Genomic DNA, 1,428 nt, shown 5'->3' on the forward strand with positions numbered 1-1,428 from the left:
TGGTCTGGCCACGAGGCCATCGCCTCGAGCTGTGGCCCTTCGTCTGCGCCGACTCCAGCGACAACTGGTGCGTGCTCTCCAGCTACACGGGCAGCACGCCGTACTACATCCGGCGCGACAATCACGATGTCCGGGTGGCGGGACGGAGCGAGAGCCTGATCATGGCGCTGAACGAAGCCTGCATCCCCCGCGCCGACGATCGCAGCCTGCCGAACTTCATGGGCGAACTGCGCGACGACCTGGAGGGTTTCCGCGATCCCGACTCCGAGCCGTATCACCACGAGGTAGCCGGCGTCGTCAATGTCTTGTGGGTGCGGGCGACCAGCGACGACCCCGAGGAACGCTCGGACCTCTTCCGTCTGGGCGACGGCGACCGCAAGGAGTGGCTGAACGAATCGGGCGAGTGGGTCAGCTACCCGCTGTTCCTGCGCCAGATCGCCAATTGGCCCGCGGTGGCCCGATCCACCCGCCAGCGCCTGGAGAAGATCGAACGAAAGCTGATCGAGGACGAGCAGGAGAACCTCGATTGGTCGCCTGGCTCGGACACCATGATCGAGCCGTTCGTCGACGTGACGAACCTCCAAGGTACGCGCGAAGGCACGGACATCAGGTTCGATTCGTTGCGCCACCAGATCGACGACCGGCTGAAGGTGCGCGGCTCGCAGACCCGGATCTTCTTCATCTCGGGCGAGGCGGGCATCGGCAAGACCCGGACGCTGATCTCCACCGCGTTGGAGCGCGCTCAGCATGTCGAGGCCGAGGATCAGGGCGATTCCGAGAAGAATCACCTGCCGCTGTTCCTCTACGTGCGATCGACCGGGCAGGTGCTGTCCAGCCTGTCCACCGTGGTGAACGACGCGGTCGCCTATACCCGGAATCTGAATGAGAAGAGTGTTCAGACGCTGTGCCGCAACGGCTTGATCGCCCTGTTCGTCGACGGTTTCGACGAGCTCCTCGGCGGTGTGGGCTACGACAACGCACTGGGGTCGCTGCGCCCGTGGATCGAAGCACTGGGCGGGCGCGGTGTCATCGTGGTTTCGGCGCGGTCGTCGTACTACCTGAACCAATACCGGTCGAGTCTCGACCAGAATCAGAACCTCTCAGTCGAGCATCGCGTGGCGGAGTTCAAGCGCTGGACGCCGGAGCAGATCAATGAATTCATCACCTTTCACGGCCTGCCGACCAGCGGTCTCGACGCGCTATCGGACGACGACCGCAAACTGCTCGGTCTGCCGTTCTTCGCACGCGTGTACGTGGAAGCCGTCAAGCGCGGCAGTCTCGGCAGCAGTCCACTGCCCGATGTGATCGTCGATCAATACCTCACCCGTGAGGCGAGCAAGCTGAACGAGGGCTCCGGCGATCAGAAGCCACTGCTCGACACCCCGGAGCTGCGAGCGGTATTCGAAAACCTGGCCTTGCTGATGGCCG

General features: G+C 63.9%; 1 protein-coding gene. It reads left to right on the forward strand.

From position 1 onward, the window contains the following. Window positions 1-71: 71 nt before the first annotated feature. Window positions 72-1,428: hypothetical protein (locus ACWDNU_RS45745; protein WP_449673434.1), on the forward strand; the 1,357-nt coding region annotated here is incomplete at its 3' end.

The organism is Amycolatopsis sp. NPDC003676 (assembly GCF_053587275.1).